This window comes from Ruegeria sp. HKCCA4633 (assembly GCF_013034605.1).
GTDB lineage: Bacteria > Pseudomonadota > Alphaproteobacteria > Rhodobacterales > Rhodobacteraceae > Ruegeria.
Map to the genome: position 1 here is coordinate 99,658 of NZ_WQGJ01000009.1, position 26,856 is coordinate 126,513.

Sequence of the window (26,856 nt, forward strand, 5' to 3'; positions counted from 1 at the left end):
TTGCCCAATTCCCTTTTCAAAGCAACTGCCCTACACCTGCGACAAACTAGATGACAGGCTCATGACGTACACCCCATTTTTTGTTCACGGCGCGGATCGCCCGTCGCGCTGGTTGATTACATGTGATCACGCAACCAATACCGTCCCCCCCGAAATAAACGGCGGCGACCTTGGTTTGCCACGTGAAGATATGGAACGTCACATTGCTTATGATGTTGGAGCATACGAAGTGTCCAAACATCTGGGTGAGATTTTGGATGCACCAGTGGTTGCCGCCAATTTCTCGCGCCTTGTCATTGACCCCAACCGTGGCGAGGACGACCCGACCCTGTTGATGAAGCTCTATGACGGTTCGATCATCCCCGGCAACCGCCACGCGGATGCATCCGAGCGCGAAAGACGCCTGAACATGTGCTATCGCCCTTATCATGATGCGCTGGCGCAGATGGCCGCCCTGCCCCACGCGGTGATTGTCTCGATGCACTCCTTCACCCGCCAACTGCGCGGGCGTGAGCCACGTCCCTGGCACATCGGCGTCTTGCACACCCCAGACGAACGTTTTTCACGCCCCCTGATCGAGCGGCTTCAGGCCGAAGATGATCTGTGTGTCGGCGTCAATGAACCCTATACCGGTGTGCTGCCCGGAGATGCGATTGACAAGCACTGCACCGCTTTTGGCCGCCCCAACGCTTTGATCGAGCTGCGAAATGACCTGATCGGCGACCACGAGGGGCAGCGAGAATGGGCCGAACGGTTGGCGGTTGTCTTGCAGGACGCGCTGGAGTCCAGCGACCTTTGAAGACGCAGGTCGTGCACCTGCGATCCGCACTTCACGCTATTGTGAGCGCACAGTCTGATCCCCATATAATGAACGAAAGGGGATCGTCGTGACACATGAGTTTCTGACAACGTTCTTCGGCTGGATGGCCGCCCTCAATATCGCGGTTCTTCTGTTCACCACTGTCATGGTCCTGATGCTGCAGGATTGGATTGCGGGCATTCACGGCAAGCTGTTTCAGATGGAGCACCCAGACGTGAAACGTGCGTATTTCAGGTATCTTGCCAACTATAAGATCCTGACCCTTATCTTTTGCATTGTGCCATGGTTGGCTTTGAAACTGATGTAGGTGGGGCAGCCCGCTTATTGTAACAAGTCTGCTGGATTGTTAGGTCAAGCACAGCACACCAAACCACCCGGAGCAGCCTTATGGACAAGCAAACCGAAATCGAACTTCAGGCCGCCGCGTTTCGTCGGTTGCAAAAACACCTGATGGAAGACCGCACCGACGTTCAGAATATCGACATGATGAATCTGGCCGGATTCTGCCGCAATTGCCTGTCGCGCTGGTATCAGGAAGCCGCCAATGAAAAAGGCATCGAGATGGGCAAGGATGAAGCCCGCGAAGTGTTTTACGGCATGACCATGGATGAATGGAAAGCCAACTATCAGACCGATGCCAGCCCCGAAAAACAGGCAGCCTTCAAGGTCGCGTTTGAAGAGAATGTAACCAAAAAAGGCTAAGTCCAAAATGAACAAGGCCCGCCAAATCGGCGGGCCTTTTCTTTAGATCGCCGCCTTGCGACTTTCATCCAGATAAATTTCGCGCAGACGTTTGGCAATCGGCCCCGGTGTGCCGTCGCCTAGCACGACTCCGTCAATCTCGACCACCGGCATGACAAAGGCGCTGGCCGAGGTTGTGAACGCCTCATCCGCTTCTTTGGCCTCATCAATGGTGAACAGACGCTCTTCGATTTCCATTTGCGCTTCGGCCGCCATGCGCAGCACAGCCTTACGTGTTATCCCATGCAGGATGTCGTTCGACAGCGGGCGGGTGACAATCTTGCCGCTCTTGACGAAATAGGCGTTGTTGCTGGTGCCTTCCGTCACGTATCCGTCTTCGATCAACCAGGCATCATCACAACCCGCTTTCTTGGCCATCATCTTGCCCATCGACGGATAGAGCAGCTGAACGGTTTTGATATCGCGACGGCCCCAGCGAATGTCGTCGATCGAGATGATTTTGGCGCCTTTCTTCGACGCCGGGCTGTCAGCCAAACCCGGCTTGTTCTGTGTAAACAGAACAAGGCTGGGATTGGTATCTGCCGATGGGAACACAAAATCACGGTCGCCATCGCTGCCGCGCGACACCTGCAGATACACCAGGCCTTCTTCGATGCCATTTAATTCCACCAGCTTGCGGTGTATCTCAAGCAATTCGTCTTTGGTGCAAGGCTCGGCCATCTCCAACTCGTCCAGCGAGCGCTTCAGGCGAACCGCGTGGCCTTCGAAATCGATCAGCTTGCCGTCCAAAATGCTGGTGACTTCGTAAACCGCGTCTGCAAACAGAAAGCCACGGTCAAAGATCGACACCTTGGCTTCGGTCTCGGGCAGGTATTCGCCATTTACGTAAACGGTTCGGGTCATGTTTGTCTCCTCAGCCCCAGAGCGCGGACACCGAAGGGTGCACTCCGGCGTCGTCAAAAATCAGCGGGGTGTCGCGGTCTTCGGCCAACAGAAGCGGGCCGTCAAGGTCTGTCACCATCGCACCCTGCGCCAGCAGTGTCGCAGGAGCCATGGCAAGCGAGCTTCCGACCATGCAACCCACCATGATGTCATAGCCTTGGGCAATCGCGGCTTTGCGCAATTCCAGCGCCTCGGTCAGACCGCCGGTTTTGTCGAGCTTGATGTTGATGACATCATATTTGCCCTTCAGCTTAGGCAGGCTGTTGCGGTCATGGCAGGATTCGTCTGCACAGACCGGTACCGGACGATCCATTCCGATCAGCGCATCGTCGTCTCCGGCCGGCAGGGGCTGTTCAACCAGTGCCACTCCCAGACGCACCAGATGCGGGGCGAGGTCGGCATAAACCTCAGCCGACCAGCCTTCGTTCGCATCTACGATGATCTTGGATTTAGGCGCCCCTGCACGCACGGCTTCAAGCCGGGGCATGTCGTCAGGTGTACCCAGTTTGATCTTCAGCAACGGGCGATGCGCGTTATCGGCAGCCTGTGCCCGCATCGCTTCGGGCGTATCCAGCGACAACGTGTAGGCGGTAATCTCAGGCCCCGGAACCGGCAGACCTGCCAGTTCCCAAACCCGTTTACCGGCGCGTTTGCACTCCAAATCCCACAAGGCGCAATCCACGGCATTTCGCGCAGCGCCAGCGGGCAGCAAGTCCATCAGCGACTGTCGGGTAAATTCCGCAGGCAACCCTGCAATCTCGGCCTCAACAGACTCGAGCGTTTCGTCGTAGCGCGCATAGGGGACACATTCGCCCCAACCCTGATAGGTTCCATCTGATATGCGAACCGTCAGAACTTTTGCTTCGGTCCGCGACCCGCGCGAAATGGTAAACACCTGCGCCAGTCGAAACACATCGCGAGAGACCTCTATCTGCACGCAACCGCTCCTTCATTTCTTTTCTAATGCTCTTACCGGAGGCGGATGACCCCACCTCCGGCATGTTGTTCAGCTCACATCGCTGCCAGCGCGTCCACCAGCTTGCCGGACCCGAAGCGGAACGGGTCGGTTGCAGGCAAGCCCATGTCGGCTTCGATCTTGGCCAGATAGGCAACCGCGTCTTCTTCGGACATATGCTGGGTGTTAACCGAAACGCCGACAACCTGACAATCAGGGTTCGCCACTTTGGCCAGTGCCAGCGCGGTGTCGCGCAGGGTTTCCAGTGACGGTTGCTGATAGGTGGGCAGACCGCGCATGTGTTCGCGGGTCGGTTCGTGACTCAGGATCAGGGCGTCTGGCTGGCCACCATGGATCAACGCCATTGTCACACCGGAATAGGACACGTGGAACAAAGAGCCCTGCCCTTCGATCAGGTCCCAGTGGTCCTCATCATTGTCGGGCGTCAGCCACTCGATTGAGCCCGCCATGAAGTCCGCAATGACCGCGTCAAGCGGCACACCATCGCCGGTGATCAGGATGCCAGTCTGACCGGTCGCCCGGAATGTCGACTTCATACCGCGCTTGCGCATTTCAGCATCGATCGCCATGGCTGTGTACATCTTGCCGACAGAACAGTCGGTACCCACAGCCAGGCAACGCTTACCCTTACGCTTGATCCCGTTGGCAATCGGGTATTCGATTTCGGGCACACGCACGTCGTGCAGCTTTTGACCAGTTGCTTCGGCTACGGCCACCAGATCGGGTTCGTCGCGCAACAGATTGTGCAGGCCAGAGGCAAGGTCAAATCCTTCCTCAAGCGCCATAACCAGAACCTTCTTCCATTCTTGGCTGATAACGCCGCCACGGTTGGCCACGCCAATAACCAGCGTCTTGGCGCCGGCTTCTTTCGCCTCGGTCAAGGTCATATCTGTCAGGCCCAGATCAGCCTTGCAGCCGTCCATGCGATACTGGCCGACGGCGTTTTCTGGACGCCAGTCCTTGATGCCCACAGCCACTTTGGCCGCCAATTGGTCGGGCGCATCGCCCAAAAACAGCAGGTACGGTGTCTCGATCATTGCGGTCACTCCTTTGATTCCGGCTTAAGCTAGAGAAACGGCAAAACGAGCGTTTCGCGTTTTGATCCGCTTGATACGACTAAGGCGCGATATTCTTGCACAAGTTTACTTTGATGCGCAAAAATATTCGAAGTTTTCAAAATGATTAAACTTTAATCACCTTTTCGCAGTTATCCAATACCTCCATTCTGCAGCCGCATTGCCGCAGATGCATAATCGCCCTTGCGCCACGCCGCGCAATTTAATACCTCATTGAGCAGGAAAATCGCAATTTCATTACTCGCACGAGGTCTCGATGAGCTTTCGCATCCAACCTGCCGCACCGGCACGCCCCAACCGTTGTCAGCTGTTTGGCCCCGGGTCGAACACCAAACTGTTCCCTAAGATGGCAGCGTCGGCTGCGGATGTGATCAACCTGGATCTAGAGGACTCGGTTGCGCCTTCGGACAAGGATGCGGCACGCGCCAACGTCATTGAGGCGCTGAACACAGTCGACTGGGGTACCAAATACATGTCCGTCCGGATCAACGGGCTGGACACGCCCTACTGGTACCGTGACGTTGTCGACGTGTTGGAGCAGGCAGGCGACCGTCTGGATCAGATCATGATCCCCAAAGTCGGATGTGCGGCGGATGTCTATGCGGTCGATGCGCTGGTCACAGCGATCGAGCGTGCCAAGGGCCGTACCAAACAAATCAGCTTCGAGGTTATCATCGAGTCTTCTGCTGGTATCGCGCATGTTGAAGAAATTGCAGCCTCATCCCCCCGCCTGCAGGCCATGAGCCTTGGGGCCGCCGATTTCGCAGCCTCGATGGGAATGCAGACCACCGGCATCGGCGGCACGCAAGAAAACTACTACATGCTGCGTGAAGGCGAGAAACACTGGTCTGATCCATGGCACTGGGCGCAAGCTGCCATCGTGGCCGCCTGCCGCACCCATGGCGTGTTGCCGGTGGATGGGCCTTTCGGCGATTTCAGCGATGACGAAGGCTATATCGCGCAGGCTAAACGTTCAGCGACTTTGGGTATGGTTGGGAAATGGGCGATCCATCCCAAGCAGATCGCATTGGCCAATCAGGTCTTCACCCCATCTGACGAAGCCGTTTCCGAGGCCCGCGAAATTCTTGCCGCGATGGAACAGGCCAAGGCAAATGGCGAAGGCGCGACTGTCTATAAGGGGCGCTTGGTCGACATCGCCTCAATCAAGCAGGCGGAAGTCATTGTGGCGCAGGCCGAACTGATTGCGGCAGGCAGTTAAGTCAAAAAAGGGCGCTCAATCGAGCGCCCTTTTTGTGTTATTTCAACGACCAAAAACCTCGTTCGGTGTCCATGTGAAGCGTTCACCCTTCTTTCCTGACTTCATCATCAGGCACGATGTTCCCAGTTTTTGGAAATAGACGATCTTTAATGGATACCAGCCCGCTTTGGGTACTTCTACTTCGGTGCGCTGATTGGCTTCACAGCCCTGAATGCTTGTAACACGGCCAATCTGTTGGCCGCCAACCCAAGCCTCGATCCCGTCATTTGACCAAGTTTCCAACTCGTAAACCCCAGGCGAGTCGAACCGCATATACCCCGTCACCTCGGCGGCAACATTGTAGGCTTGGTCGAAGGTCATGACGTCCTCGCCCTTGCTGGTGTCCCGGTAATCCAACCCACGCAACGGTTTTCCCGGCTTCGCCTGAGACAGCAAGCTTTTGGCCTGGCTCAGATCGCGGATCTTTTTGTGTTGGTTGCCAGTACCATAGTATTTCACATTCAGCCCCGCTTTCGGAGCAGGTTGCGGGCTGGCAGGTTGCAGTTTCAGCGGGGCAGTCAAAGCAGCCCCGGCAACAAGCGACATGGCTACTGCGGTCGCCACTGTTCGAACGAGTTTCATCGTAATCTCCCTGTTTGCGCGCCGTTTTGGCTGGGCCTATCCCCTGGCAACGTCATTACCATGACACTAGGCTGTGAATTTTTACCCTGCAAGAGAGTGAAACTTCACAATTTCAAGGGTTATGCCCTCAAATCCTTGGGTGATCCCATAACCACATACGACGTGATCGACGTAACATGGGGCAGCGTTCCCAACACCTCGGTATGAAAAGTCTTGTAGGACGGCAGGTCGGCGCATTCGACCCGAAGTAGGTATTCGATAGTGCCAGTGATGTTGTGGCATTCGACAACCTCGGGGGCTTGTTGCAAGGCGCGTTCAAACCCCTCCTGCGCGGCTTTTGTGTGTTCACCCAAGCCAACACCGATGTAAGCAACAAAGCCCACACCCATGGCGGCAGGGTCCAGAACGGCGCGATAGCCGGTGATCACCCCAGCCTTTTCAAGCTCTTGAACACGACGCAAGCAAGCCGAGGGAGACAGGCCGATCCGTTCCGCCAGTTCCAGGTTGCTGATGCGCCCGTCGCGCGTTAGTTCACGCAATATCTGGCGGTTAATTTGATCATTCTTCATCATAAGTTGTGTAATTACCGGAAACACGCACAAATAAGCAATTTCATTTTCATGAGCACGATCAATACTACGCGCTATGACCTATGACATCCTTATGGCCCTGATCGTCTTTGCCTTTGTGACCTCGATCACGCCGGGACCCAACAATCTGATGCTGATGGCATCTGGCGCGAACTTCGGTTTTCGACGCTCGATCCCGCATATGCTGGGCATTGGCCTGGGGTTCACGGTCATGGTGCTGCTGGTTGGTGCAGGGTTGGTGCAGGTGTTCGACAGATACCCTATCAGCCACACCGCGTTGAAGATCGTTTCAGTCGTCTATCTTCTGTATCTGGCGTGGAAGATTGCCCATGCCGCGCCAGCCAAGGGATCAGAGGCGTCGGGCATCCCGATGACATTTCTGCAAGCTGCCGCCTTTCAATGGGTGAACCCCAAGGCCTGGGCCATGGCCCTGACGGCCACGACTGCATACGCCCCCAATCAGACGTTGCACGCGATCCTGCTGGTGGCCCTTGTCTTTGGCGCGGTCAATCTGCCCTCGGTCAGCACCTGGACGGTCCTTGGTCAGCAGATGGCACGCCTGCTGACAAATCCGCGCAGGCTGGTTGCTTTCAACTGGACGATGGCCGCGCTGCTTATTGCCTCGCTCTACCCTGTGCTTTGGCCACACTGAGTGATGATGACAAGCATTGGCACTTAGGCTATTCCGCATGGCATCTGACACGCGACGCGGCATGCAAGAAAGGTACCCCTGATGGCCAACCCACTTTACGATGGTTTGTTCGGCGTTCACGCAGGAAAAGACACAACTTTTTTGTATTTGCCTGATGGTAAAACCCTCAGCTATCAAGCGTTTTTGCACACCGCGGCTCAGATCGCCCATGTGACCGTTAAGCTGGGCCTGAAACCCGGTGATCGTGTCGCCGCACAGATTGAAAAATCACCCGAGGCGCTGGCGCTTTTTGCGGCCTGCGCGCAAGCGGGCCTTGTGTTTCTGCCGCTCAACACCGCCTATACTGCGGACGAGCTGACCTATTTCATCGAAAACAGCGGTGCGTCGCTAGTTGTTTGTGACAGCGGCGCCCTAGACAACCTTTCGCCTATTGCAGCCCGACTTGACGCACAGATCGAAACCCTGAACGCCGATGGCTCGGGTTCTCTTTTAGATCAGACAGCAGGGCTGCCCGCGCATTTCGAAACCGTTGACCGGGACGAAGAGGATTTGGCCGCCTTCCTCTATACCTCTGGCACCACCGGTCGATCCAAAGGCGCGATGCTGTCCCAGAACAACTTGCTATCCAACGCACAGACATTGGTTGACGAGTGGCGCTTTACTTCTGACGACGTGCTGCTGCACGCCTTACCGATCTTTCACACACATGGGCTGTTTGTGGCGACCAACGTCATGTTGGCGGTAGGTGGCAGCATGATCTGGCTGCCCAAATTCGATCTGGACCAGATCATCGACTGGATGCCGCGCGCCACGTCGATGATGGGCGTTCCAACTTTCTACACCCGCCTGCTGGGAGACACGCGTTTCACCAAGGACCTGTCGGCCCATATGCGGTTGTTCGTGTCCGGCTCGGCGCCTTTGCTGGCAGACACCCATGTGCAGTTCGAGGATCGTACCGGCCACCGTATCCTGGAACGCTATGGCATGACCGAAACCAATATGAACACGTCAAACCCCTATGACGGCGAACGGCGCGCAGGAACCGTTGGCTTCCCGTTGCCCGGGGTCGAGCTCAAGGTCTGCGACACCGATGGCAACACCCTTCCGCAAGGAGAAATCGGTGTCCTAGAGGTACGCGGCCCCAACGTCTTCAAGGGCTATTGGCAGATGCCCGAGAAGACCGCTGCGGAACTGCGCTCAGATGGATTCTTTATCACCGGTGATCTGGGCCGTGTTGATGAGGACGGATACGTTCACATCGTTGGCCGCAACAAAGACCTGATCATCTCGGGCGGGTACAACATTTACCCCAAAGAGATCGAACTGGTTTTGGACGACCAACCCGGTGTGCTGGAAAGCGCGGTGATCGGTGTGCCGCACCCGGACTTCGGCGAAACCGTCCTGGGCGTGATCGTGGCCGAGCCCGGTGCGAGCCCCGATTTGGATCAGATACAGACCTCAGTGTGCAAAAGCCTGGCCCGGTTTAAGCATCCCCGCGAACTGATCCTGATGGACGAACTGCCCCGCAACACCATGGGCAAAGTTCAGAAAAACATCCTGCGTGATCAGTACAAGGACATGTTCACAAACGCCTAAGGCCGAGCGTCTTTACACCCTGCCTTGGGATTTCCATCCAAGGATGCTGAGGCAGGCAAACAAAACTGCCGCCACACAGACAATCGATGGCCCCGCCGGGGTGTCGAAAACGTAAGCTGCTCTCAGCCCAGCAACGGCTGAAAACGCGCCGATCCCGGCGGCAATCAGGGCCATGGACTCGGGTGAACGCGCCAAGTTGCGGGACGCTGCGGCCGGAATGATCAGCATGGCCGCAATCAGCAGAACGCCCACAACCTTGATCGCCACCGCCACGGTGACAGCTAGGGACAGTGTCAGGATCAACTGCTCTCGCTTAGGATCAAAGCCACTGGCATAAGCCAGTTCTTCGTTCAGAGTGGCCGTCAACAGCTGCGACCAGCGCCAGGTGATTAGCGCGACAACCAACGCCGCACCGCCCCAGATCACGATGAGGTCCGAGCGCGATACGGCCAGAATATCCCCGAACAGGTAAGCCATAAGATCAATGCGTACACCGGACAGGAATGAAACGGCGACCAAGCCAAACGCCAGGGCAGAATGCGCCAGGACTCCCAAAAGCGTATCCATCGCATAGCCACGACCAGCCAAAAGGGTCACGGTCAGCGCCATCATCAGTGCCACGGCCAGCGCACCAGTGAAGATTGACATTTGAAAGGTCAGAGACAGCGCCACACCCAGAATTGCGGCATGTGCGGTTGCATCTCCGAAATACGCCATGCGCCGCCACACGACGAAACACCCAAGAGGGGCCGCTGCAAATGCCACACCAACACCGGCGAGCGTCGCGCGGGTCATAAAATCATCAAGCATTATTCCGCCGCTTCTTTAGGGGGGTGGTCATGATCATGTTCATGATCGTGATGGTGGTCATGCTCATGGCGATACAGCGCCAACGCCCCACCGGTGCCTGTACCAAACAACGCACGGTATTCCGGCGCCGACGCAACAACCGCCGGAGAGCCTTCGCAACAGACATGCCCGTTGAGGCATATCACCCTGTCCGAGGCGCTCATGACCACGTGCAATTCATGGCTGATCATCAGGATGGCACATCCGGTTTCACGGCGCACCGCCTCAATCTGCTGATAGAAGCTGGCTGACCCGCGTTGGTCCAGACCCTGGGTCGCCTCGTCCAGCAACAGAATGTCCGGACGGTTGATCAACGCCCGCGCCAGCAGCACCCTTTGGAACTGTCCACCGGACAACTGCGACATCTGGCGGTGCAAAAGATCCGGCACGCCCGCAGTTTCGAGCGCCAATCCGCATTGCGTGCGAGACACGCGGTCGGTCAGGCGCATGAACCGTTCAACGGAAATGGGCAATGTCGGGTCGACATGCAATTTCTGCGGCACATATCCGATTTTCAACCCTGGCTTCAGGGACACTTGCCCAGAAGACGGACGCGTCGCACCGATAATGGCACGCAGCAAGCTGGTTTTTCCCGATCCGTTGGGACCAACGATGGTGACGATTTCACCCGGTTCGACGGCCATGTCCACACGACTCAGCACGGTATGCGCGCCATAGCGCACGCTGAGGTTCTCAACAGTGATAAGGGCCATCTTTACGCCTTTTCGGTGCAGTCAGGGCAGAGACCTTCGGCTTCTACAACCGTTCGTTCGATCTCGAAACCCGCTGCGCGCGCTGCAGCACCCAGAACACCCTTGGCGGGGGCTGATTGCGCTTCGGCCACTGCATCACACTTTCTACAGATCATGAACGCCGGAGAATGCGACTGCCCCGGATGCGAGCACGCCACAAACGCATTCAACCGCTCGATCTTGTGGACAAATCCGTTCTGCACCAGAAAATCCAACGCGCGATAGGCAACGGGCGGCTGCGAACCAAATCCTTCGGCGCGCAACCGATCCAGAATTGCGTAAGCCCCAAGCGCACGGTGTTCTTGCAGCAGCATCTCAAGCACCTTGCGGCGCACTGGTGTAAGACGCAGCCCTTCGGTGCTGCATCGAGCTTCGACCGAGGCCAAGGCTGTTTCGACGCAGGTTTGATGGTCATGTTCCAGAAACCCTACCGGAGCCGAGTCCTTGACCGGCGCAGGGCGCGCATCACTTGTCATGTTATTTCATATCATGTATTGCCACTCGCAACGTTATAAAATCACACAGAGGGTCTGATGTCCAGAAAGCTTCTTCCATTGTCGATCACGGCTGCATTGATGGGTGGAACAGCCCTTGCGGACGCGCCAAACGTTGCGGTTGATATTGCACCAATCCATTCGCTGGTCGCCCGCGTCATGGACGGTGTCGGAACCCCGGACCTGATCGTTGCACCAGGTGCTTCGCCGCATGAATACAACCTCCGCCCTTCCGAGGCCGCAGCGCTGCAAGAGGCCGATCTGGTGTTCTGGATGGGCGAAGATCTGACGCCATGGATGGAGAATGCGATCGATACGCTGGCTGAAGGCGCAACCGTTACATTCATGCTGGAGGCCGACGGTACCGTTCTTCTTGAATTCCGCGAAAACGCTTTGTTCGAAGCGCATGATCACGGCGACGAAGATGACCACGACGACCACGCCGAAGACAAGGATCACGACGATCACGACCATGACGATCACGCCAAAGAAGATGGGCACGATCATGAGGATCATGACGGACATGACGAGCACGATCATGACGATCATGCCAAAGATGACGACCATGATCACGAAGAACATGCGGACCACGATGGGCATGACGAGCACGACCACGAAGATCACGCCAAGGATGACCATGATGATCACGACGACCATGGCCACGAAGGGCACGACCATGGTGACCATGATCCACATGCCTGGCTTTCACCGGCAAACGCAGAAACCTGGCTGAATGTGATCGCGGCGCAGCTGTCTGCGGCGGACCCTGAAAATGCTGGCACCTATTTTGCCAACGCCGCCGCCGCGCGCGAGGAAATGGCTGCACTGTCTGCTGAAGTGGCCGAAACGCTGGACCCTGTACGGGGCGGCAGCTTCATCGTGTTCCACGACGCCTATCAGTATTTTGAAGACGCCTTCGACTTCCCCGCCTCTGGCGCAATCTCACTCAGCGATGCGTCCGACCCCAGCCCAGCACGCATTGCGGAAGTTCAAGGACGTATCCGCGATGAAAGTATCGACTGCGTTTTGGCAGAACCCCAGTTCGATCCGGGGATCGTTGAAAGCGTTATGGGTGGCGTCGAGGCCAAAACCAGCGTGATGGACCCCCTTGGATCCGATCTTCAGCCAGGCGCGGATCTTTATCCTAACGTCATTCGCAACCTTGCGAAATCCTTGGCCGAGTGCCTTTGACTCTATTGCTACAGCCCGACCATGGTCGGGCTCCTTGCAGCCCGGGGTAATGCGTTCAACGAGTGGTCCTGTTACATGACTGCTTCGCCCCGGGCGCTCAGCCTTGCGGGTCCACCTCTGGTACGAAATCGACCCATTATTTCATCTGTGGCAGTCTGAAACCTGTTCAAACGCGCATCACAGAAAACCCGCGATCTTGTCGAGCGTCGCGCGACTGACCGCGACCCCCGACTGCCGAGATGACAGGCGCTTGGTACGGCGGCCGTCTCCGGGCAGATGCGCAGCCTCCTGCGCACGGATCGCCCCGACCAGTTCGGCAACACCGGTCTCAAACACACCCGACGCCGTTATCGTGGGATCAATCGCGATGAAGAATTGACCTGTCTTCGGCGGGCCGCCCACAGTTCCGGAAAACGGGGACGCGTTGATGCCCAAACTGGCCCCCGTCAGCGCTGCGGCCATGAGCTCTACCATGAGCGCGACGCCGACGCCTTTATATCCACCTGACGGTGCCATAGAGCCCTTCAGACCAACTTCAGGATCGGTTGTTGGGTTGCCATCCGCATCCAACGCCCACCCAACCGGGATTGGTTTGCCTTCGCGCGCATGTTTCATCACTTCGCTTTTGGCTATGGTACTGGCGCTCTGATCGATCAGCAGGGCGGGTTCGCCATCGGGGCCGGGCGCGGCAATGGAAAACGGATTGGTTCCAACCACAGGCTTCGACCCACCGGAAGGCGCGATCGAAGCGGGGGCGTTGGTGAACCCCAGTCCCACCAGCCCGGCCTGGGCCAAACGATAAGTGTGGTAGCCCAAAACGCCACAGTTATAGCTGTTTTTTATGGCCAGCACCGCGACGCCCTGTTCTCGGGCCGCCGGGATCAGGGTCTCGAACCCTGTGTCAATGGCCGAATGCGCAAAGCCGGTTGCGGCGTCAACCGCCACAACACCGGGTTTGGGGCGTGATAGAACGGGAACCGCTAAACCATCGACCTTGCCGCATTGCACATGCTCGCAATAGATCGGGATATAGGCGAGCCCGTGACTTGCAACGCCATCGGCTTCGGTTGCCGCTGTGGCCTGCGCCAGCGGGCGGGCATTTTCTTCGGATGTGCCAGCCGCAACGAGCGCACGGAAAGACAGGTCTTCGATCTCAGCAAGGGTCAGGGTTTGTGTATCGGTCACTTTGGCGTCTCTTCAATCATTGTCAGAAAGCCCGGACCCTGCACCCAGCAGGCGGGATTCCTCGGTTGCGGGGGCATAGGTGCGGTGGGCATAGCGGTTCAGCATGTCCCAATCCTGCGGGTCAGGATAGGCGCGTGTCTCTTGTTCACGTGTTGCGGTCGGTGCACCGCCTCGGGAAACCACGACCGTGTGGGCCGTTTTTGGCAAACTGTCCGGGGCCATGAGCCAATCCTCGCCCACGACATTCTGAACCGTGTCGATCTCAATCGTCAGCGCTTCGTTCAATTTACGCGCGGCGTGGCGCGCAAACGGCAGCATCAAGGCGGGCACTGCGACGTTCCGCATCTCGATTGGACTCGTTTTCAGCAAGTGGGCCGCATCAGACAACAAAGGCCCCGCAGACAAGGGGCACAACGCCTCTTCGCCCTGCCAGAGACGATCAATCTGCCCAGGGCGATGCGTCGCCGGGTCCGAAGCCAGCCCCTGCTCCAACAACGAGGACAAAATCCCGGCCCCATCCAGCCCCTGCGCGCACAGCCAGCGGGCCGCCTTCGACGCCTCCTCGGCCTGGCCCCAGGAATAGCCCGCGCCACGGGTGGCCCGTTTTGCGGTTGCTTCCATCTCGTTGAGCGAAAAATTCATGTTGGTTCCTGCGGGTAGACCCAAAGATCCGCGTTTTCAGAAGTCAGCTCCTCCGGGTACGGCGCACCGGAATACATGCAGATTCGCACCCATCGATCCGAACGGGGGTCAAAATGGGTTGCTCCAAAGAAAGACAGCTTTGCCCGCAGCATGTCGATAGGCAGCACCTTTGACCCAATCGTGTTATCCCGGATTTCACCATAGGGTGCGGATGGGGTCATTTGTACGCGCCGGATCGTGTGGCGATGTTCCGGGTGACGCAACAGAAATTCGGCCACGGGCTTGGTGTCTTCCCACCCGCCCAGCGCGTCATAGACAGCCGCTGCATCCCGCGCCGGAGCCAGAGGTTGTTCATAGTCAGAAATGGGTTCATCAAACCGTTCCCCCATGCGGGGTTCCAGCTTTTCTTCAGAAACATACCACGCCCGCGCGCAATTCTCGCGGACGTCCCAATCCAGATCCAAAGCCCAGGCATATGTTTCCCGGATCAGATCACGAACTGTCCCGATGGACATGGTTCCATCAATTACAAACGCCTGCGAACGGGTGTCTGCCATGCACGAGGCCAGCCCGTCCACCAAATCGCTATAAGGCTCCAGGATCAGCGACGCCAGCAACTCCTGACCTTCCTCGCTCAACGCGGTTTCTGACCAGTCCACCAGTCGATTCCACGGTCGATCTGCGGTCAAATTATCTTGGCGCAGATACTCGGAGATCAACAACAGGTCAGCCTTCAATGCCTCGAGCTTTTTGACCTGTATCGGATGTTCAGACCGCCACCACGAAACCGACAGTCGGCTGCGTTCGAAAACATCGCGGAACCGTGCGATCTCGGCTTCGCTGGCCACGTCCACAGACCGAACCCGCGCAATCGCTTCTTCCCGTACCATGATCCAGTTGTTGAACAGAACAGGGTGGTTGACGATAAACGGCGCCATGCCAAGCCCGGTAGAGTTACCAATCCCCAGCCAGCGGGAAATTTCTGGGTCCAAAGTTGCAGCCTGATCGCCGCCTTGGACGTTCGCCATGTGTTGCACCAGATCCCGCACAAACGCCCGGGTCAGAAAGACCGATAGCATCTCGACCTGAAACGGGGCCTGCGTCTCGGGCCGGTCGGCAACTTTTTCCCGATCCGCCGCGCCAAATTTGCCCGAGCCATATACAGCAGTTGTCCGCATCAGGTACCCAACCTGATAGATCTGCTCTACATCCGGCTGCTGGCCTGCGGCCAAGGATTTCACAACATGGTCCCAAAGGCGGACCGAGCGATTGGCACGAGACAAGGACAGCTCGCTCTCGCTCACCCGCCCGGCCTCTTGCAGGGGTACGTTTTGGGAAAGGCGGTCGATGTCGGCCTCGGTCGGGATGCCGTCGAACAAAGCAAAGGTGGCATCCCACGCTTCGGCAATCACACGATCCGAGCGTTGCTCCGGCGGCAAGTCATGAGCAAAGGCCACCAGCGAATATGTCCGATCCGGCCCTTGAGCGGTATAGACCGCCCGACCAACACCATTGGCGTCAATGTCGAAGAGAGGCCGTGTGAACGACCAGTTTTCCCGTGCCATCCGGCGGGTCAATTGCCGCATGAAACTCAGTCGACACTGATGCAAAGAACCCAACCGCGACAGCCGCATAACTGTGGCCGGGTCTCGTCTTTCGATCTGTGTCTGCGTCTGAGCGTCCATTCAACTACCCCTGAGCACCGAAATTCTCGGCAAAGAACCTGTACCAGTTTTCACCCATGATACCGGCCACTTCTTCATCGTTCAGACCGGTCGCACGCAACCCGGATTCGATGTTTCCAAAATCCCGATTGTCCTGAAACCAAGACGGCATCGGGGGGAATCCGGGGTTACTTGCCGACCCCTCACCATAATCGATCTGCTTCGACCAACGACCGACCCGCATCCATTCGACAACGCTGTCGGGCTGATCCTGGCACAGATCCGTTCCGATCCCGAGATGTTCCGCTCCGTATTTCTCAGCCGTCCGCGCAATCATCTCGCAGAAGCTTTCAAGGGTGCAGTCCGACTTGTCCTTCAGATGATGAGGATAGACCGAAAACCCCAACATCCCACCGTTTTCAGTCACCGCACGGATCACTTCGTCTCGCTTGTTGCGCAGGGCCGGGGCCCAATCAAACGGGTTAGCGTGAGTGATCGCAATCGGACGCTCGGACAGCTCGGCCGCCTCGATCGTGGACCGGTCGGCTGAATGGCTCATGTCAACGACAAGCCCGACCCGGTTCATCTCTTTGATCACCTGACGCCCCATGCGGGTGATCCCGGTGTCTTCGGCTTCGTAGCAGCCTGTCGCCAACAGCGATTGGTTGTTGTAGGTCAGCTGCATAAATCGCGCGCCCAATGTATGCACGATTTCGACCAAGCCGATGTCGTCTTCGATGGGCGATGGGTTCTGAAACCCAAAGAAAACTGCTGTGCGCCCGGTTTCCCGCGCCGTGTCAATGTCGCTGGCCCATTGACCCTTCATGATCAGGTCCGGGTATTGTTCGAACCAGCGGTTCCACTTTTCAAAGTTCAGAACGGTTTCACGGAAATTTTCATGATAGGCGATGGTGACGTGGATCGCGTCCACGCCCCCTTCGCGCAATTGCCGAAAGATCTTTTCGGACCAGTTGGCGTATTGCAGCCCATCGATCCGCATCAGATCGGCTTTCCGGCGCTGATATATGCAGTTTTGACCGTCGTGTAGAATTCGGCCGCCGCCTTGCCCTGTTCACGTGGGCCATAAGAGCTGTCACCACGCCCGCCAAAGGGTACATGATAATCCGTGCCCGCTGTGGGCAGGTTCACCGTCACAACCCCGGTGCGCGCATTGCGCCGGAAATGTGTGGCGCGGGCCAGATTTTGCGTGACGATGCCCGAGGTCAGACCGAAATTGGTATCGTTGACCGTGGCCAAGGCCTCATCATAGCTGTCGACCTTGATGACCGAGGTCAGCGGCGCGAACATCTCTTCCCGGTTGATGCGCATGTCGTTGGTGGTGTTCAGGAACACGCCGGGGCTCATGTAATACCCATCATGCGGCATGTCCAAACGCTGCCCGCCGCAGGCCAGTTCAGCGCCTTCGGATCTACCCAGATCAACATAGGCCAGGTTCTCGGCCAGTTGCTGCGCGCTGACGACAGGGCCCATCTGAGTCCCCTCTTCCAGCGCGTGACCGACTTTCATCGCCTGAGCACCCGATACCAGTTTCTCGACAAACGCGTCATGCACAGCGGCATGAACCACCAGCCGCGATGAGGCGGTACATTTCTGACCGGTTCCTCCAAACGCGCCGCCCAATGCCAGCGAAACGGCAAGTTCGAGATCGGCGTCGTCCATCACGGCCAGCGCATTTTTCGATCCCATCTCCGTCTGAACCTTGGTCAGGTTCTGGATGGCCGCTGCTGCAATGCCCTTGCCCACCGGCACCGATCCGGTGAACGAGATGGCGTTGACCTTCGGGCTTTCCACCAGCCGTTGCCCAATGGACCGACCCGAGCCCATGACAAGACTGAACAGGCCCTTGGGAATATCCTGACGGTTGATGATCTCGGTCAGGGCCACGGCAGAGGCAGGCGTGATGTTGGCGGGTTTCCAGACTACCGCATTGCCATAGCAGAGCGCCGGGGCAATCTTCCACGAAGCCGTCGCGGTCGGGAAGTTCCACGGGCTGATAACGGCGACCACGCCAACCGCCTCGCGGCGCACGTCAATCTCGATATCAGGACGTACGGAATCTGCGTTCTCACCGATCTGACGCAGGCATTCAGCTGCGTAATAGGTAAAGAACTGACCGGCGCGATAGACCTCGCCCTTCCCTTCTGCAAAGGGTTTACCTTCTTCGCGGCTGAGCAAGGTGCCCAGCTCTTCGGCACGGGCCATCAGCTCGTTGCCGATGTTCATCAGCACCGCCTGCTTGCGTTCGAGCCCGTAGGCCGCCCATTCGGCTTGCGCGACACGCGCCTGGTCCAGAGTCACGTCCAGCTGATCCGCACTGGCTTGTGCGAAATGGCCAACAAGGTCGCTCAGGTCTGAAGGATTGCGGTTTTCGATCTCGCTTTCGCCGGCAAGCCATTCGCCAGCAATCAGGTTCAGGTTGGTCACGGTTCGCCCCAAAAAAAATAGAAGTTGGGGCATAATGGACTTCTCACACAATATCAGTCAAATTCAATATAATTGACCAAACTTCAGGAATTTTGAAATTTGACACTAAAAATCGAAATGCTGCGTTGTTTTTGCACGGTCGCGCAAACGGGCAACTTGTCGGAAGCAGCCGACCGGTTGGGGCGCACACAATCTGCTGTCTCGATGACATTGAAACAACTTGAGGACCACTTGGGAAAAAAGCTGTTTGTTGGCGAGCGTAAGAACCACCTATCTGCATTGGGCGAGCAAGTGTTTGAGTTGTCTCTTAAACAAGTCCGCCAGTTTGACCAAACGGTGCAGTCGATCGAAGCTGCTGCTCATGCCGCCAATGGATTGATCCGAATTGCGTCCGTCCCTTCGGTCGCCGCGTTGGTGTTCCCGTCCGTGCTCGAACACATGACACACCGTTTCCCAGGCGTGAAAGTCGAACTAATGGACGCTGATACGCGACAGGTTTTGGATGCGCTTGCCGAGGGCAAAGCTGATATTGGCATAGCGTCAGGCTTTCACCCCGTTAAAGGGGTTAAAGCGCACCTCTTTTTCGAAGATCAGTTCGGTCTTGTCTGCGCCGCTGATCATCCGTTCAACAAAAAGGCGGTTCCGCCCAGTGTAAATGATGTGGTCACACCTTCATTTGTGCGAAACGCCTTGTGCGACCTCATCGAGACGCCTGAGTTCGTTAAGGCGGTTGAAGAGGCGAATGTCACCATTCACAATACGCAGTCCCTGATAACAATGGTTGGAACGGGCAAGTGGGTTACCATCCTTCCGCAAACCGTTGCTCGTATTATCCCTGAAAGCATGGCCTTTCGCACATTGTCCGATCTACCCGACAGGCGACAGGTCTATTTGTATGTGAAGGAAAGGCCTCGGTTCAAAGCCTTGGCAGATGAATGCAGCGCATTCATTCTTGCCAGCAAGCTGACCTGAGGCCCCCCTTTCAATCGCAGCATCTGTTAGCGGTTGTCCCGACCTGCTTCTTGCAAAATCCAATCCCGAAATGCCCTGAGTTGCGGCTGTTTTATCGCGTCAGATGGGTAAACAAGATGGTAGGATCTGGAAGGTGCAAAGTCTTTGGCAAACGGCCGTATCAACTGGCCGGATTGTAATTCAGCCTCGATCAACGGCAGTAACCCAAGGGAAACACCCTGTCCCGACAACACCGCTCGGAGCAGAACACTCGAATCGTCTATAATCACACCGGGAAGGTGGTCGCCGGTTTCCACCCCGTGTGCATCGAACCACTCCAGCCAGTCGACTTGATCCTTCCAGTGCAACAGAGGTAGGCGCAACAAGTTTGCAGGTTCGGTAGGATGGCCCCCCTCTGCGATCAGAGATGGGCTGATGACGGGCGACGTTGGGAAACGCAGCAGCGCCTCTGACGTCAATCCCGGCCAATCTCCGTCCCCCCAGGCCAGCATCATATCGGTCTGACCATCCGAAAACTCCACACCACCCGGGGAATACTGAAGATGCAGGCCTGTTTCCGGGAAACGTTGCCAAAAGCTGAACAGGCGGCGGGACAACCATTACGACCCAATCAGCGCGCCGACGCCAACCGTTATTGACGATCTATTAGCGGTCTGGCGCGCGTCCTGCACGGCCCGGTCAAGCCGCGCGAACACCGCCTCGCACGCTTCGGAAAACTGCTGCCCTGCTTCGTTCAAAGCAACCGACTGCGCATGGCGTTCAAACAGGGGGCAGCCCAGATGAGCCTCGAGCGATTTGATCTGTGAACTCACGGCTGTGGGCGTCACACCAAGTTCAGTTGCGGCGCGTTTAAAGTTTCCATACCGCGCGGCAATCCAAAAGACACGAACTGCCCCGAGCGGTGGAACGTCACTGCCGCTTTGCCTCATGAGACCAACTTTAAGTTATCCTAGATATAAAGATTCTATATCTGTGCAAAGCTGCCAGTGCAATGCAGGCTAATGCTGAACAACATCCCCGCGATGCAGCACCACTTTGGCAAACCCACCAGAAGAGACCCCAGATGCCACGAGATTTGCCTTTGCAGGCCAAATATTACACTCAGCCGGACTGGTTCGAGGTCGATAAAGAGAAAATCTTCTTCCGAAGCTGGCAATGCGTTTGTCATGTGTCCGAAGTTGCGGAGCCGGGCGATTTCAAGACATTCACCATCGTTGATGAGGATGTCTTTGTCATTCGCGCACAGGATGGTGGCATCAATGCGTATTACAATATCTGCCGCCACCGCGGTCATCCGCTGGTCGAAGGGTCAGGCAAGGGCAAAAGGGTGTTGGTCTGCCCTTATCATGCGTGGACTTATGAAATTAACGGCCGACTGCGCCGCGCGCCGGGTTCTGCGGAAAGCGATGGGTTGACCTGTGACCAGATCAACCTGCGCACTATTCAGGTCGAGGAGTTCTGTGGCTTTGTCTTTGTGAACCTAGACGAAAACGCTGAGCCTATGGGGCCCGGGCTTGAGGAATACCGCGACAACATCCTCAGCTTTCATTCCGACCCAACAAAGCTGAAATTTGTCTGCGAAACTGAAATCGAACATGACAGCAACTGGAAGCTTTCGGTCGAAAACTACAACGAGTGCTACCATTGCCCGACAGTGCATGCGAGCTCGCTGACCCATGGCGTTCTTGAGATGGACGGATACACAACGGTCCCGCACGGGAAGACAATCTGGCATGATGGCAAGGCGCAGACAAAGAACGAAAAGCAGTATGATTATGATCTGAACGCCGGCCCACGCGCAGGTGATTACGGTGCCTACTGGATCTTTCCCAATGTATCGATGTGCTGTTACCCCGGAGGGTACTTTACGATCCGTCAGTTTTTGCCTGTGGCATGGAACAAGACGATCTATCGGTATCGGTGGTTCTCAAGCGGAGGCATTTCGGATGAAGATGTGATTGAACTGATGCACAAGCACAAGGAAACAACCGGGGCCGAAGACGAAGTTGTTGTCTCCAAGATCCAGAAAGGCATGCAAAGCCGCGCGTTCGAACCGGGGCCTTATGTCATCGGTGACGGCTCTGGTGCGATGAGTGAGGTCGGGCTGCGCCATTTCCACAATTTGTACCGCGAAGCGTTGGGAGAGGCTTGATGAGTGACGTAATCCGTCAGGACTTGGCCGCGCTTTACCGCCTTGCTCATTACTATGGCTGGACCGACCTGACATCGACCCACATTTCAGCGCGTCTTCCAGAGGACCCTGATCATTACCTGTTGAACTCACACGATTTGATGTTCGACGAAATCACGGCTTCGAACCTGACCCGTATGTCTTTCGACGGGCAGGCCGTGGATGACGTGCCGGGCAGCGGTAAGATCGTCAATTTGGCCGGGCACATCATCCATTCGGGCATTCTGTTGGCTCGGCCTGACGTGAATTACGTGATCCACAGCCACACGCGCGCTGGCGTTGCCGTGTCGGCCATGCCCGAAGGGTTGTTGGCTTTGTCCCAACATGCGGGATTTGTACTGGGTACGTTGTCGAGCCATCCCTATCAGGACTCCACAGCGGTTGAGAACGAAGGTACCCTGTTGGCGCGCGACCTTGGTAGCAATTTTGCCATGCTGTTGCAGAACCACGGGCTGTTGGTGGTCGGACGCACGGCGGCAGAGGCCTTTATTTATCACTACTACCTTGAGATGGCCTGCAAAATTCAGGTCGATATTCTGAGTTCAACGGACAAGCCGATCACGATCACAGACGATGCAATGGATGCCTTGCACGACTGGGGGGCGCCGCAAAACGGACCACATGGGGGCGTCCAGTGGCCAGCGCTGATGCGTATGCTGGATCGAAGCGTGCCGGAGTTCCGGTCATGAGTGACAATGACCTGATCATGGCCCAACGCGAAGGTGCCTGTCTGACTGTCACGATCAACAGGCCAGCAAAGGCCAACTCGCTGACACCTCAGATGCTGGTCTCTCTGCGTGACGTTTTCCTTGAAGCCGGCAGTGACACAGCGCTGCGGGCTGTGATCATTACCGGCGCATGCGGGCGTGTTTTCTGCGCTGGCGCGGATCTAAACACACTTTCCATCGACGTGAACGGCCCAGACCCCTGGGACGAAATGGCCGAAGCGCTCAGAGCCATCCCGGTACTGACTCTGGCTGCCATTAATGGGCCTTGCATCGACGGGGGGATGACACTGGCCCTTTCCTGCGACATCCGGGTTTGTGTGCCCGAAGCACGGTTTTCCTACCCGGTGCTCAAGAACAACGTTTTACCCGGTCAATACGATGTAAACAGGATGCACGCCTTGATTGGCCCGGGTCGGAGCGCAGCAATCCTGTTGGGGGGCGATGCCGTCAGCGCAGAGGATGCAGCCATGTGGGGTCTGGTCGACCGAATGGTGACGCAAGAAGTTTTAACAGACACCTGCCAAACGTTGTGTGCACCGGCCATAGCCTCTGCCGACGGGCATCTGAAAACCCTGAAATCCATGCTCGGAAGGAGTTCCAGATGAAAAGTATCCGAATTGTCGACATGACATCCGTTTTGTCCGGGCCGTTCTGCACCTGGCTAATGGCCAGTCTGGGCGCCGACGTTATCAAGGTGGAAAACCCGACTGGTGACCTTGCCCGCACAACTCCGCCGTTCGAGAATGACATCAGCCTCTATTTTGCGTCCCTGAACCGCAACAAGCGCTCGGTCGTTCTGGACCTGAAGACTGAACAGGGCAAAGAAGCCCTGCACAAGCTGCTGGCCACAGCAGATGTGTTTGTCGAGAACATGCGGCCCGGTGTGCGCGACCGGTTGGGATGCAGCGACGCCGATCTGAAACGGATCAACCCGCGCCTGATCTCGGCCTCGATCAGCGGCTTTGGGCAAACCGGAAGCCTTTCGCACCGCCCGGCCTATGACATCGTGGTCCAAGCAATGAGCGGCATGATGAGTATTAACGGAGAGTTGGACGGAGACCCCACCCGCGTCGGCTTTTCGATTGGGGACATCTCGGCTGCGCTGTTCACCACCATCGGCATTCTGCAACGTCTGTATGCGCGCGACGCACAAGGGAGCCAAAGTACCAGTCACTTGGACGTTTCCATGCTGGCCTGTCAGTGGGTTTGCTTGGAAAATGCCTTTGCGCGTTATCTCAATGCCGGGATCGTTCCAAAACCCATCGGCTCACGCCACCCGTCGATGACACCTTTTGAACCCTATCCGACAGCGGACCGGGATATCGTCATTGGCCTGGGAAGTGACAAGGACTGGCCCCGTTTTTGCGAGGCCATAGGATACCTTGACCTGCTGGACGACCCGCGCTTTCAGGGCGATGAGGTGCGGCTGGCCAATCGCGACGCTCTGGATCAGGTGTTGGGCGCGCATCTGAAACAGCATCCGGCATCTCATTGGATACAGATTTTGATCGACAACAGCATTCCGTGCTCGATGGTCGAGAACATCCAAACGATTGCAGACGATCCTATCGCAGAAGAATACGCCGCCTTTTCCACCGTAAGCTCTGAAGGGAAGGATATGCGTTTTGCGCGCAACCCCATTGCAGATCGCGGCCTTCAGGAAAGCCCGGCACCCCGCCTTGGACAACATACGAACGAAGTTCTGTCAGAACTGGGATATGACGATGCAGCCATCGCAGTTTTGACACGCTGAACTCAAAACTCTCCGACCAAGACAGGACCATTCGAATGCCCGAGTTTCAAACACCTGATGGGATAGCGCTGTACTACGAGGCAACCGGAACAGGTGCCCCGATTGTATTTGTGCACGAATTCGGCGGCGATTACCGCAGTTGGTATCGGCAGGTCTCGGACCTGTCGGAGTCCTTTTGCTGCATCACCTACTCGGCGCGTGGGTTTCATCCCTCTGCGATCCCCTCAGACCGCGCGCAATATGGGCAGGCGCAATCAACCGGTGATCTTTTGGCGTTGTTCGATCATCTGGGTCTGGACGCCGCGCATCTTGTCGGAACCTCGATGGGCAGTTTCACCAGCCTGGACTTTTCCCTGAACCACCCCCAACGCGTCCTGAGCGTGACGCTGGTTGGTAACAGCTCTGGACCCCGCGATCCGGGCGAACAGGAAAACTATCGAAGAACCTGGGTCGGGCACGAAATTCAGCTGCGTAAAGACCGGGGAGGAGACGGAGCCGTCGCGGTGCTGGAAAATGATGCCGCCTATCAAGGCTTTCAGAAAAACGACCCCGATGGTTGGGCGACATATTCTGCAAACCTGCGCGGTCAGTCTGCCGAAGGGGCTGTGCATGTGTTATCTACCCTGCATTGGAACCGGCGTTCCCTTTTTGACGACAGCGCTCGGCTGCAGGCTTTCAAAACGCCTGTCATGCTCGTGACCGGGGATGACGATTATTATCTGGTCGGTGAAACAAATGCATTCTTGAAGGACACCCTTACCAAGGTCAGATGGCATCGTTTTCCGGCGACAGGTCATTTGGTCAATATCGAACGGTCAGACGCGTTCAACCGCCTGCTGGCCGAGTTTATCGAGGAGCCGTCACACGAAAGCTGATCCTTACCGATTGCTGGAATGCGGCCCGATCTGCAGCGGTCTCGTGAAAACCAGGAGGCATTTTGAGGAAGTGCAACGCCCCAAACCGGGCGACTAAATTTGGCGCCAATGCGGACCAAGCTTGACCCAACATACAATTGGAACGACCGTCCTGTGCGACACCTTGCATGAAAGGGCATCCCCATGAGCAGCCATATTCGGCAAGAAGAAAGAACGCAGCGCCGTGATCGTTCGAACATGCTGATCATCATCTCGGACGAGCATCGAAAGGACGCGATGGGATGTGCGGGACACCCTATCGTCAAAACGCCCAATCTTGACGCTTTGGCCGCGCGTGGCACGCATTTTACCAATGCTTACACGCCCTCGACCATGTGTGTTCCAACCCGCGCGGCGATCGCAACCGGTGATCATGTTCACAAGACCCGGTATTGGGACAGTGCATCGCCCTATGATGGCCGCATCCGAAGCTGGATGCGTCATTTGCGGGATCAAGGGGTGAAGACCGTTTCCATCGGCAAGCTGCACTTTCGTTCGGCCGAAGATGACAACGGTTTCTCGGAAGAACTCCTTCCCATGCATGTTGTGGGCGGCGTCGGATGGACGATTGGCCTCCTCCGCGAAACCCCGCAACCCTACGATGCGGCGGCAGAGTTGGCCGCAGATGTCGGCATTGGGAACAGCACTTATACCGACTATGACCGCGAGATAACCAAAGCTGCCGAAGCGTGGTTGCAGAACACGGCGGACCCGGATCAACCTTGGGCCGCATTTATCTCGCTGGTCAGCCCGCACTATCCGCTGACATGCCCGGAAGAGTTTTACACCATTTATGATCCTGCGCGGATTGACCTACCCGTCGGATACGAGAACCGTTTTCGCCCAGAACACAGAGAGTTACGGAATTTGGCGGGCTTTTTCGACTACGAAAAGTACTTTGACAAACAAAGGATGCGCGAAGCCAAGGCTGCTTATTATGGCCTGACCAGTTTCATGGACGATTGCGTCGGTCGCATTTTGAAGGCGTTAGAGGCAAGCGGTCAGGCCGAAGACACAGTTGTCATCTATGTCTCGGACCACGGGGACATGATGGGTGATCAGGGTTTCTGGACCAAACAAGTGATGTAAGAACAATCCGCAGGGGTCCCAATGATCCTTGCATGGCCTGGCGTGCCAAAGGGGCGCAAGGTGGCCACCGGAACCTCGTTGATCGATCTGGCGGCCACTGCGCTCGACGCCACAGCAGTATCCCAAGACGAAATCAGCCGCGCTTTGCCCGGTGTTTCCCTGCGCCAACTGGCCCGTGAGCCTGACGATCCAGACCGCACCATTTTAAGCGAGTACCATGATGGCGGGTCAACCACCGGAACGTTCATGGTGCGGTGGCAGCAATGGAAGTATGTCCATTATGTCGACCATGATCCGCAGCTTTTCGATCTTGCAACCGACCCGAACGAACTCCGGGATCTTGTCGCCCTGCAATCAGATGGCGCCTTTGCACTGGCTGCTCTTGCCGAAGGTGAACGCCGGTTACGAGAAATTTGCGATCCCGATGCTGTCAACGCACTATGTTTTGCCGATCAAAAAGCGAGGATTGAAGAACTGGGCGGAGAGGAAGCTTGTCGGACGGCTTATTGCTTCAATCACACGCCGACCCCGAGCGAGCAGGAGAAGATGCGTCAAGCAAGCGCCCTGAGAACCTGATTTGGCTTTTTCCGAGGATATTCCGTTTTTGCGGATATTCTTTGCCGAACCAGGGGTTCAACCGGCGTTTGACAGAGCCTGATGGAACTTAATTTGACCGCGTTACGTTTGTGTTATGGGTTTGACGCGTTTAGAATGGTCTGTTGTTAGATATTCTGACGCTGTTTACGTGATTAGGGTTTGCACCTCTGAGCTTCGGGTTACGAGGCTGACGGTG

29 protein-coding genes and 1 pseudogene are annotated in these 26,856 nt (G+C 56.7%); 15 read left to right on the forward strand and 15 right to left on the reverse strand.

The window, feature by feature from the left end; all coding sequences use genetic code 11:
* The first annotated feature begins 61 nt into the window (after positions 1-61).
* The 3 genes from GOV85_RS18585 (at position 62) to GOV85_RS18595 (ending at position 1,522) form a co-directional block, all read left to right on the forward strand.
* The gene (locus tag GOV85_RS18585; protein WP_171180925.1) at positions 62-799 is read left to right on the forward strand and encodes an N-formylglutamate amidohydrolase; all 738 of its coding nucleotides are present in this window, start codon (positions 62-64) and stop codon (positions 797-799) included.
* An 88-nt stretch (positions 800-887) separates the two neighbouring features.
* Positions 888-1,127: a DUF6868 family protein gene (locus GOV85_RS18590; RefSeq protein WP_171180927.1), complete on the forward strand. Its 240-nt coding sequence runs from the start codon at positions 888-890 to the stop codon at positions 1,125-1,127.
* Positions 1,128-1,207: 80 nt separating this feature from the next.
* The gene (locus tag GOV85_RS18595) at positions 1,208-1,522 is read left to right on the forward strand and encodes a DUF1244 domain-containing protein (RefSeq protein ID WP_170469595.1); all 315 of its coding nucleotides are present in this window, start codon (positions 1,208-1,210) and stop codon (positions 1,520-1,522) included.
* A 42-nt stretch (positions 1,523-1,564) separates the two neighbouring features.
* Here GOV85_RS18595 and GOV85_RS18600 read toward each other — a convergent pair whose 3' ends face one another.
* From GOV85_RS18600 to dgcN, 3 genes are all read right to left on the reverse strand, one after another.
* Positions 1,565-2,425, reverse strand: coding sequence for a D-amino-acid transaminase (locus tag GOV85_RS18600; protein ID WP_171180929.1), 861 nt, complete (start codon positions 2,423-2,425; stop codon positions 1,565-1,567).
* Between the two features lie 10 nt (positions 2,426-2,435).
* On the reverse strand, positions 2,436-3,401 hold the full coding sequence (dgcA, locus tag GOV85_RS18605; RefSeq protein WP_171180931.1) for an N-acetyl-D-Glu racemase DgcA: 966 nt from the start codon (positions 3,399-3,401) through the stop codon (positions 2,436-2,438).
* A 74-nt stretch (positions 3,402-3,475) separates the two neighbouring features.
* Positions 3,476-4,477: an N-acetyltransferase DgcN gene (gene dgcN, locus GOV85_RS18610; RefSeq protein ID WP_171180932.1), complete on the reverse strand. Its 1,002-nt coding sequence runs from the start codon at positions 4,475-4,477 to the stop codon at positions 3,476-3,478.
* Positions 4,478-4,772: 295 nt separating this feature from the next.
* On the opposite strand from dgcN, the gene GOV85_RS18615 reads away from it, so the two are divergent.
* Complete coding sequence (locus GOV85_RS18615; RefSeq protein WP_171180934.1) at positions 4,773-5,735, forward strand: L-malyl-CoA/beta-methylmalyl-CoA lyase; 963 nt, start codon at positions 4,773-4,775, stop codon at positions 5,733-5,735.
* A gap of 42 nt (positions 5,736-5,777) precedes the next feature.
* Here the strand turns inward: GOV85_RS18615 and GOV85_RS18620 are convergent, their stop codons facing one another.
* Both GOV85_RS18620 and GOV85_RS18625 read right to left on the reverse strand, forming a co-directional pair.
* On the reverse strand, positions 5,778-6,356 hold the full coding sequence (locus GOV85_RS18620) for a PA14 domain-containing protein (protein ID WP_171180936.1): 579 nt from the start codon (positions 6,354-6,356) through the stop codon (positions 5,778-5,780).
* A 119-nt stretch (positions 6,357-6,475) separates the two neighbouring features.
* A complete protein-coding gene (locus GOV85_RS18625; protein ID WP_171180938.1) occupies positions 6,476-6,928 on the reverse strand; it encodes an Lrp/AsnC family transcriptional regulator in 453 nt (150 codons plus the stop codon).
* A 73-nt stretch (positions 6,929-7,001) separates the two neighbouring features.
* Between GOV85_RS18625 and GOV85_RS18630 the strand changes: the two genes are divergently transcribed.
* Both GOV85_RS18630 and GOV85_RS18635 read left to right on the forward strand, forming a co-directional pair.
* Entirely contained in the window at positions 7,002-7,598 is a 597-nt protein-coding gene (locus GOV85_RS18630; RefSeq protein ID WP_171180940.1) for a LysE family translocator, read from the forward strand.
* Between the two features lie 81 nt (positions 7,599-7,679).
* Positions 7,680-9,194, forward strand: coding sequence for a malonyl-CoA synthase (locus GOV85_RS18635; protein ID WP_171180942.1), 1,515 nt, complete (start codon positions 7,680-7,682; stop codon positions 9,192-9,194).
* A gap of 12 nt (positions 9,195-9,206) precedes the next feature.
* On the opposite strand, the gene GOV85_RS18640 is transcribed toward GOV85_RS18635, so the two are convergent.
* The 3 genes from GOV85_RS18640 to GOV85_RS18650 are packed head-to-tail and all read right to left on the reverse strand — an operon-like array spanning position 9,207 to position 11,271.
* Positions 9,207-10,004 carry an iron chelate uptake ABC transporter family permease subunit gene (locus GOV85_RS18640; RefSeq protein ID WP_171180944.1) on the reverse strand — a complete coding sequence of 266 codons (798 nt, stop codon included), beginning with the start codon at positions 10,002-10,004 and terminating at the stop codon, positions 9,207-9,209.
* The gene (locus tag GOV85_RS18645; RefSeq protein WP_171180946.1) at positions 10,004-10,756 is read right to left on the reverse strand and encodes a metal ABC transporter ATP-binding protein; all 753 of its coding nucleotides are present in this window, start codon (positions 10,754-10,756) and stop codon (positions 10,004-10,006) included. Before GOV85_RS18645 ends, GOV85_RS18640 begins: the two co-directional genes overlap by 1 nt.
* A gap of 2 nt (positions 10,757-10,758) precedes the next feature.
* The gene (locus GOV85_RS18650; protein ID WP_171180948.1) at positions 10,759-11,271 is read right to left on the reverse strand and encodes a Fur family transcriptional regulator; all 513 of its coding nucleotides are present in this window, start codon (positions 11,269-11,271) and stop codon (positions 10,759-10,761) included.
* 57 nt (positions 11,272-11,328) lie between these two features.
* Here GOV85_RS18650 and GOV85_RS18655 point away from each other — a divergent pair, with 57 nt between their 5' ends.
* Complete coding sequence (locus tag GOV85_RS18655; protein WP_171180956.1) at positions 11,329-12,480, forward strand: zinc ABC transporter substrate-binding protein; 1,152 nt, start codon at positions 11,329-11,331, stop codon at positions 12,478-12,480.
* A gap of 177 nt (positions 12,481-12,657) precedes the next feature.
* On the opposite strand, the gene GOV85_RS18660 is transcribed toward GOV85_RS18655, so the two are convergent.
* The 5 genes from GOV85_RS18660 to GOV85_RS18680 are packed head-to-tail and all read right to left on the reverse strand — an operon-like array spanning position 12,658 to position 18,449.
* Entirely contained in the window at positions 12,658-13,665 is a 1,008-nt protein-coding gene (locus GOV85_RS18660) for an Ldh family oxidoreductase (protein ID WP_171180958.1), read from the reverse strand.
* Positions 13,666-13,677: 12 nt separating this feature from the next.
* Positions 13,678-14,307 carry a DUF3726 domain-containing protein gene (locus GOV85_RS18665; protein ID WP_171180960.1) on the reverse strand — a complete coding sequence of 210 codons (630 nt, stop codon included), beginning with the start codon at positions 14,305-14,307 and terminating at the stop codon, positions 13,678-13,680.
* On the reverse strand, positions 14,304-15,992 hold the full coding sequence (locus GOV85_RS18670) for a hypothetical protein (RefSeq protein ID WP_171180962.1): 1,689 nt from the start codon (positions 15,990-15,992) through the stop codon (positions 14,304-14,306). Before GOV85_RS18670 ends, GOV85_RS18665 begins: the two co-directional genes overlap by 4 nt.
* A 4-nt stretch (positions 15,993-15,996) precedes the next feature.
* The gene (locus tag GOV85_RS18675; protein WP_245223298.1) at positions 15,997-16,971 is read right to left on the reverse strand and encodes a membrane dipeptidase; all 975 of its coding nucleotides are present in this window, start codon (positions 16,969-16,971) and stop codon (positions 15,997-15,999) included.
* On the reverse strand, positions 16,971-18,449 hold the full coding sequence (locus GOV85_RS18680) for an aldehyde dehydrogenase family protein (protein ID WP_171180964.1): 1,479 nt from the start codon (positions 18,447-18,449) through the stop codon (positions 16,971-16,973). Before GOV85_RS18680 ends, GOV85_RS18675 begins: the two co-directional genes overlap by 1 nt.
* A gap of 84 nt (positions 18,450-18,533) precedes the next feature.
* Between GOV85_RS18680 and GOV85_RS18685 the strand changes: the two genes are divergently transcribed.
* Entirely contained in the window at positions 18,534-19,388 is an 855-nt protein-coding gene (locus GOV85_RS18685; protein WP_371810801.1) for a LysR family transcriptional regulator, read from the forward strand.
* Between the two features lie 26 nt (positions 19,389-19,414).
* Here GOV85_RS18685 and GOV85_RS18690 read toward each other — a convergent pair whose 3' ends face one another.
* Complete coding sequence (locus tag GOV85_RS18690; protein WP_171180968.1) at positions 19,415-19,984, reverse strand: LysR substrate-binding domain-containing protein; 570 nt, start codon at positions 19,982-19,984, stop codon at positions 19,415-19,417.
* 3 nt (positions 19,985-19,987) lie between these two features.
* Positions 19,988-20,317: a LysR family transcriptional regulator gene (locus GOV85_RS18695; protein ID WP_171180969.1), complete on the reverse strand. Its 330-nt coding sequence runs from the start codon at positions 20,315-20,317 to the stop codon at positions 19,988-19,990.
* Between the two features lie 134 nt (positions 20,318-20,451).
* Between GOV85_RS18695 and GOV85_RS18700 the strand changes: the two genes are divergently transcribed.
* The 7 genes and pseudogenes from GOV85_RS18700 to GOV85_RS21650 all read left to right on the forward strand — a co-directional run.
* A complete protein-coding gene (locus GOV85_RS18700) occupies positions 20,452-21,540 on the forward strand; it encodes an aromatic ring-hydroxylating dioxygenase subunit alpha (protein WP_171180970.1) in 1,089 nt (362 codons plus the stop codon).
* Entirely contained in the window at positions 21,540-22,268 is a 729-nt protein-coding gene (locus GOV85_RS18705) for a class II aldolase/adducin family protein (protein WP_171180971.1), read from the forward strand. Before GOV85_RS18700 ends, GOV85_RS18705 begins: the two co-directional genes overlap by 1 nt.
* Complete coding sequence (locus tag GOV85_RS18710) at positions 22,265-22,912, forward strand: enoyl-CoA hydratase/isomerase family protein (RefSeq protein ID WP_171180972.1); 648 nt, start codon at positions 22,265-22,267, stop codon at positions 22,910-22,912. The genes GOV85_RS18705 and GOV85_RS18710 overlap by 4 nt, the downstream gene beginning before the upstream one ends.
* Entirely contained in the window at positions 22,909-24,060 is a 1,152-nt protein-coding gene (locus tag GOV85_RS18715) for a CaiB/BaiF CoA-transferase family protein (RefSeq protein WP_171180973.1), read from the forward strand. The genes GOV85_RS18710 and GOV85_RS18715 overlap by 4 nt, the downstream gene beginning before the upstream one ends.
* A 35-nt stretch (positions 24,061-24,095) precedes the next feature.
* Positions 24,096-24,935 (forward strand): alpha/beta fold hydrolase, encoded by an 840-nt coding sequence (locus GOV85_RS18720; RefSeq protein WP_171180974.1) that lies wholly within the window; start codon positions 24,096-24,098, stop codon positions 24,933-24,935.
* Between the two features lie 183 nt (positions 24,936-25,118).
* A complete protein-coding gene (locus tag GOV85_RS21645; RefSeq protein ID WP_254442997.1) occupies positions 25,119-26,063 on the forward strand; it encodes a sulfatase-like hydrolase/transferase in 945 nt (314 codons plus the stop codon).
* 12 nt (positions 26,064-26,075) lie between these two features.
* A pseudogene (locus tag GOV85_RS21650) lies at positions 26,076-26,639 on the forward strand (sulfatase/phosphatase domain-containing protein); the annotation flags it as partial.
* Positions 26,640-26,856: the final 217 nt, after the last annotated feature.

Coding starts and splice junctions, on each gene's coding strand:
- GOV85_RS18585 (WP_171180925.1), top strand. CDS start 62: ATGACGTACACCCCATTTTTTGTTCACGGCGCGGATCGCCCGTCGCGC.
- GOV85_RS18595 (WP_170469595.1), top strand. CDS start 1,208: ATGGACAAGCAAACCGAAATCGAACTTCAGGCCGCCGCGTTTCGTCGG.
- GOV85_RS18600 (WP_171180929.1), bottom strand. CDS start 2,425: ATGACCCGAACCGTTTACGTAAATGGCGAATACCTGCCCGAGACCGAA.
- dgcN (WP_171180932.1), bottom strand. CDS start 4,477: ATGATCGAGACACCGTACCTGCTGTTTTTGGGCGATGCGCCCGACCAA.
- GOV85_RS18615 (WP_171180934.1), top strand. CDS start 4,773: ATGAGCTTTCGCATCCAACCTGCCGCACCGGCACGCCCCAACCGTTGT.
- GOV85_RS18620 (WP_171180936.1), bottom strand. CDS start 6,356: ATGAAACTCGTTCGAACAGTGGCGACCGCAGTAGCCATGTCGCTTGTT.
- GOV85_RS18625 (WP_171180938.1), bottom strand. CDS start 6,928: ATGATGAAGAATGATCAAATTAACCGCCAGATATTGCGTGAACTAACG.
- GOV85_RS18630 (WP_171180940.1), top strand. CDS start 7,002: ATGACCTATGACATCCTTATGGCCCTGATCGTCTTTGCCTTTGTGACC.
- GOV85_RS18635 (WP_171180942.1), top strand. CDS start 7,680: ATGGCCAACCCACTTTACGATGGTTTGTTCGGCGTTCACGCAGGAAAA.
- GOV85_RS18640 (WP_171180944.1), bottom strand. CDS start 10,004: ATGCTTGATGATTTTATGACCCGCGCGACGCTCGCCGGTGTTGGTGTG.
- GOV85_RS18645 (WP_171180946.1), bottom strand. CDS start 10,756: ATGGCCCTTATCACTGTTGAGAACCTCAGCGTGCGCTATGGCGCGCAT.
- GOV85_RS18650 (WP_171180948.1), bottom strand. CDS start 11,271: ATGACAAGTGATGCGCGCCCTGCGCCGGTCAAGGACTCGGCTCCGGTA.
- GOV85_RS18655 (WP_171180956.1), top strand. CDS start 11,329: ATGTCCAGAAAGCTTCTTCCATTGTCGATCACGGCTGCATTGATGGGT.
- GOV85_RS18665 (WP_171180960.1), bottom strand. CDS start 14,307: ATGAATTTTTCGCTCAACGAGATGGAAGCAACCGCAAAACGGGCCACC.
- GOV85_RS18670 (WP_171180962.1), bottom strand. CDS start 15,992: ATGGACGCTCAGACGCAGACACAGATCGAAAGACGAGACCCGGCCACA.
- GOV85_RS18675 (WP_245223298.1), bottom strand. CDS start 16,971: ATGCGGATCGATGGGCTGCAATACGCCAACTGGTCCGAAAAGATCTTT.
- GOV85_RS18680 (WP_171180964.1), bottom strand. CDS start 18,449: ATGCCCCAACTTCTATTTTTTTTGGGGCGAACCGTGACCAACCTGAAC.
- GOV85_RS18685 (WP_371810801.1), top strand. CDS start 18,534: ATGCTGCGTTGTTTTTGCACGGTCGCGCAAACGGGCAACTTGTCGGAA.
- GOV85_RS18695 (WP_171180969.1), bottom strand. CDS start 20,317: ATGAGGCAAAGCGGCAGTGACGTTCCACCGCTCGGGGCAGTTCGTGTC.
- GOV85_RS18700 (WP_171180970.1), top strand. CDS start 20,452: ATGCCACGAGATTTGCCTTTGCAGGCCAAATATTACACTCAGCCGGAC.
- GOV85_RS18705 (WP_171180971.1), top strand. CDS start 21,540: ATGAGTGACGTAATCCGTCAGGACTTGGCCGCGCTTTACCGCCTTGCT.
- GOV85_RS18710 (WP_171180972.1), top strand. CDS start 22,265: ATGAGTGACAATGACCTGATCATGGCCCAACGCGAAGGTGCCTGTCTG.
- GOV85_RS18715 (WP_171180973.1), top strand. CDS start 22,909: ATGAAAAGTATCCGAATTGTCGACATGACATCCGTTTTGTCCGGGCCG.
- GOV85_RS18720 (WP_171180974.1), top strand. CDS start 24,096: ATGCCCGAGTTTCAAACACCTGATGGGATAGCGCTGTACTACGAGGCA.
- GOV85_RS21645 (WP_254442997.1), top strand. CDS start 25,119: ATGAGCAGCCATATTCGGCAAGAAGAAAGAACGCAGCGCCGTGATCGT.